Source organism: Sphingobium sp. S6 (assembly GCF_905120495.1).
In the GTDB taxonomy this organism is placed as follows: Bacteria; Pseudomonadota; Alphaproteobacteria; order Sphingomonadales; family Sphingomonadaceae; genus Sphingobium; species Sphingobium agri.
Window position 1 is genome coordinate 1 of record NZ_CAJHOG010000035.1, and the last position, 4,614, is coordinate 4,614.

A 4,614-nucleotide genomic window follows, 5' to 3' on the forward strand; every position below is an offset into this window, starting at 1 on the left:
GGGGTGACTACACGAAAGTGACGTATCTGCACGCTAAGAGCGAACAAATCCGGTACAATGCCAGCAGAGGCTACCTGTAGGTACTCAACGGCGTGTTCAACCTATCCTTTGAGCATGTGTCGATCATTGCGGGCGCCGATATGGGAGTGCCGCAAGCCGGCTCACCAACGATCGAGGTAGAGCCCTGCTCGCCAAGTATGTGAGTCGGTTGCCCATCCCCGGTATGGCGAAGGATCGCCGATGAACCAGAGCGTCGACGGCAAGGGTCGCGCAGCGATCAACGTTCATCAAGCCCAACTTTCCCCACTTCAAATCGCTGAGGGCAGCCATGTCGGTGTCAATGCCACCGGGTGCAAAAGACCCAACGCTCACACCCGTCCCGGCAAGCTCGATGGAAAGTGCCCGCATGAGGGTACTCACATAGGCCTTCGACGCGCCGTAGACCGCTTGGAAGGGTACGGATGTTTCGCCCGCCAGGCTCGACACTGCGATTATTGAGGATTCAAACGGCTGCTGCCGGAAGATCGCAATCAGGCGGGCCAGCAAATCCGTGAAGCCGGCTACGTTTGTTCCAATCACCTCGGCATAGGCGTCGGCACGGCTAGCATCAAACGGACCGGCGCTCGTCAGCCCGGCAGCCAAGAAAGCCGCATTGACTTTCAATTCTATAACCTTGGCCGCAATCTTCTCCCTGCCCTCAATTTCACGTTGATCGGCCACTATGATCTCGCACGGGACATTAAACCGCTCGCCAATTTCGGATTGTAGCTCCCGCAAGTTGTCGAGCCTTCGCCCAACAATCAGGGGCTTGGCCTGGTACGATGCCGCCAAACGGAGGGCTGACGCCCTGCCCAAACCGGTTGAGGCCCCTGTAACCAGCACCCACGAGTTCTGGATCGGCAGCGGTTTCATGCGCTTTCCAGAGCCTTGTACAGGGCGGTTTTCCCGATCTTGAGCCGAGCCGCCGCCTCACGAACAGTTAGGCCCGCTGCGATGTGCGCCCGCGCCTTGCGCAGCTTGTCGGGAGTGACGACAGGGCGGCGACCGCCCTGACTACCGCGCTCGCGCGCGGCTCGCAGGCCAGCATGGGTGCGTTCCCGGATCAGATCGCGCTCGAATTGGGCAAGCGAGCCGAAGATGTTGAATACCAGCATCCCGCCTGACGTGGTGGTATCGATCTGCTCGGTGAGCGAGCGGAAACCCACGCCGCGCGCCGCCAGCTCGCCGACTTTCTCGATCAGGTGGCTCATCGAACGCCCAAGACGATCGAGTTTCCAGACCACCAGCGTGTCGCCGGTACGCAGATAGGTGAGCGCCTCGGCCAGGCCGGGCCGATCGGCTTTTGCTCCAGATGCATAATCGTCGAATATGCGATCGCAACCGGCAGCGCTCAACGCGTCGAGCTGGAGCGCCAGCTTCTGGTCTGCGGTCGAGACGCGCGCATAGCCGATCAGCGCCACATGCTGCCCGATCGTGTCCGTTTTCCCATCATTTTGCGATCTTGTCCGAATCGCCATCACAGGTCCAGAGTTGACGGACATATTCATCCTGGCCGCCAGAGGACCGTCTGACGGACAGGCACAGCGAAGGAGATGATGCTTGGCGAGGCGGCGACTGGTGAGCCTGGAAATCTGGGCGGGGCATTATGACGCGCCGCTCGATGAGCGCGAGATTGCACGTCACTATACGCTGACCAGTGACGACCTGGAAATTGTCGGTCGCCGTCGCGGCGATGCCACCCGGCTCGGTTTCGCGATGCTCCTGCTCACCATGAGATGGCCTGGCCGTGCGCTGGAAGCGGGCGAAGTCCCGCCCGCCCCTGTGCTCGGTTATGTGGCCCGCCAACTCGGCGTCGCGCCCGACGCCTTTGCGGACTATGCTCGTCGGGATCAGACCCGCCGCGAGCATCTTGTCGAAATCCGACGATCGCACGGGTTCAGGATTTTCGATCGCGACGCATTCCGCGAAGTCGTCGCCTTCTCGATCCCTATCGCACAGACCATCATCCACCCCGGCCAGATGGCAGGCGTCATCGTCGACGAACTCCGGCGTCGGCAGATCCTCCTACCTTCTTCTTCGATTCTAGAAGCGGTGCTGCGGCGGGCTCGCCAGCAAGCCGAACAGCTTACCTATGAAGTGCTCACAAACGGTCTGCGGCCCGACACCCTTCAGGACCTGGACGATTTGCTGGCCCGACGAACGGGGCAAGCCGCGACATGGCTATCCTGGCTTCGCAATGCGTCACAATCGCCGGCAGCGCGCAACATTCTGCGCCTGATCGAACGGCTCGCCTATGTCCGCGCACTGGGCCTCGATCGCGGGCGGGCTGACATGATTCCGGCTTCGACTTTTGACAGGCTCGCGGACGAGGGCAGCCGCATCACGCCCCAGCATCTTGGCGAACTCAATGCCCTGCGCCGACATGCGACGCTGGCGGCAACCGGCATCCGCCTTGAGGAAGACCTGACCGACGCAACCCTGACGATGTTCGACAAGCTGTTGGGCAGCATGGTGCGCCGCGCCGAAAACCGGACCCGCGACAAAGCCCTCAAGACGGTGCGCGAGCTGCAGGGTCATCTCCGGACGCTCACAGGGTCTTGCCGCATCCTCATCGACGCGCGAACCAACGGCGTGGACTCGCTGGCGCAGATCGAGGCGCTGGACTGGCAGCGCTTCGCCGTGTCGGTCGAGCAAGCCGAAGTGCTCAGCCGACCGGAAACCGTCGATCGCACCGCTGAATTGATTGAGCGGCATCGCACGGTAAAGCTCTTTGCCGGCGCCTTTCTCAACACCTTCGAATTTCGCGGTGCCGGTGCGGTGCAGGGACTTCTGTCGGCGCTGGCCATTATCGCGGAGCTATACCGGACCGGCAAACGGCGCTTGCCTGATCGCGTGCCGCTGCGCTTTGTGCCGTCCGCATGGCGGCCGTTCATCCTGCGCGATGGCATCGTCGACCGCGCCGCCTATGAACTATGCGCTCTGTCGCAGCTACGTGAGCGGCTGCGAGCGGGAGACATATGGGTCGCGGGCAGCCGCCAGTTTCGCGATTTCGACAGCTACCTCATCCCACCGGCCACCTATGCGGCGCTTCGCGAGAAGGGACCACTGCCGCTCGCCATCGAAACGGATTTCGAGCGCCATATTGAGGAAAGGCGCACCAGGCTCGACACGGCCATCGAACAGGTAACGGTCCTCGCGCGACAAGGCGAGCTGCCCCAGGTCAGGCTTGACGAAAACGGCCTCATCATCTCGCCGCTGAAGGCGGCAACGCCGCCCGCTACCGAAATTGCCCGTCGCGCAGCCTATGATCGCCTGCCACGGGTGAAGATCACCGACCTGCTGCTTGAGGTCGATGCTTGGACCGGGTTCAGCGAATGCTTCATCCACCGACGTTCGGGCCGGGAGGCCGACGATCGCAATGCGCTTCTCACCGTCATCCTCGCCGATGGCATCAATCTCGGCCTCACGCGCATGGCGGAAACCTGCCGGGGCGCAAGTCTGCGCCAGCTTGCTCACTTGCATGACTGGCACATCAGCGAGGCCGCCTATGGCGAGGCGCTGGGAAGGCTGATCAACGCCCATCGCACCATGCCGCTCGCCGCGCTGTGGGGAGACGGCACCACCTCGTCGAGCGACGGACAGCAGTTTCATGCCGGCGGTCGTGGGGCCGCGATCGGTGACATCAACGCGCGCAGCGGCAACGAACCGGGCGTCGCCTTCTACACCCATGTCTCGGATCGATATGATCCCTTTGCGAGCCGGGTGATCGCGGCGACCGCAGGCGAAGCGCCCTATGTCCTGGATGGCTTGCTGTATCACCAGACCGGCATGACGATCGAGGAGCACTACACCGATACGGGTGGAGCATCGGACCATGTGTTCGGTCTCATGCCCTTCTTCGGCTACCGCTTCGCGCCGCGCTTGCGCGACATTAAGGAGCGTCGTTTGCACCTCCTTCCCGGCCAGGAATCCGGCCCCTTGCTCGCCGGCATGACGACCGAACCGATCGCATTGGGCCATGTCGCGGCGCATTGGGACGAACTGCTACGGTTCGCCACGTCGATCCGCACCGGCACCGTCACTGCTTCGGCGATGCTGCGCCGGCTATCCGGCTATCCGCGACAGAACGGACTGGCCCTCGCGCTGCGCGAGCTTGGCCGCCTCGAACGCTCGATCTTCATGCTCGACTGGCTGCGCGACATCGACCTGCGCCGGCGCACCCAGGCGGGCCTCAACAAGGGCGAAGCCCGCAACGCGCTCGCCCGCGCGCTCTTCTTTAACCAGCTCGGCGAATTGCGTGATCGGCGGTTCGAAAACCAGACTTATCGCGCCTCCGGCCTCAACCTGCTCGTCGCCGCCATCATCCTGTGGAACACTCGCTATCTCGAAATGGCGCTGGCTGACATCGGCACGCCCGACGAGATCGCGCGCCACGTCGCGCCATTGGGCTGGGAGCATATCTCGCTGACGGGGGACTATAGCTGGAATGTCGAAGATCGGCCCGATCCGGATGCCTTGCGGCCGCTGCGCGCCGTCAGCTCCCTGCTCGCCGCGTGAAGTTCGCTATCCGTTCGCCCTTAGCGTGCAGATACGTCACTTTCGTGTAGTCACCCC

At 62.9% G+C, this 4,614-nt stretch carries 3 protein-coding genes; 1 reads left to right on the plus strand and 2 read right to left on the minus strand.

Annotated features, from left to right (window positions below; translation table 11 throughout):
• Positions 1-123 precede the first annotated feature (123 nt).
• Complete coding sequence (locus SPHS8_RS20165) at positions 124-912, minus strand: SDR family NAD(P)-dependent oxidoreductase (protein WP_013039098.1); 789 nt, start codon at positions 910-912, stop codon at positions 124-126.
• Entirely contained in the window at positions 909-1,460 is a 552-nt protein-coding gene (locus SPHS8_RS20170) for a recombinase family protein (protein ID WP_041386225.1), read from the minus strand. Before SPHS8_RS20170 ends, SPHS8_RS20165 begins: the two co-directional genes overlap by 4 nt.
• Before the next feature lie 139 nt (positions 1,461-1,599).
• On the opposite strand from SPHS8_RS20170, the gene SPHS8_RS20175 reads away from it, so the two are divergent.
• Positions 1,600-4,557 carry a Tn3 family transposase gene (locus SPHS8_RS20175; protein ID WP_013039096.1) on the plus strand — a complete coding sequence of 986 codons (2,958 nt, stop codon included), beginning with the start codon at positions 1,600-1,602 and terminating at the stop codon, positions 4,555-4,557.
• Positions 4,558-4,614 lie beyond the last annotated feature (57 nt).

Bases quoted from the DNA above. Each gene is read 5' to 3' on its own strand.
- SPHS8_RS20165 (WP_013039098.1), bottom strand. From the start codon at position 912: ATGAAACCGCTGCCGATCCAGAACTCGTGGGTGCTGGTTACAGGGGCC.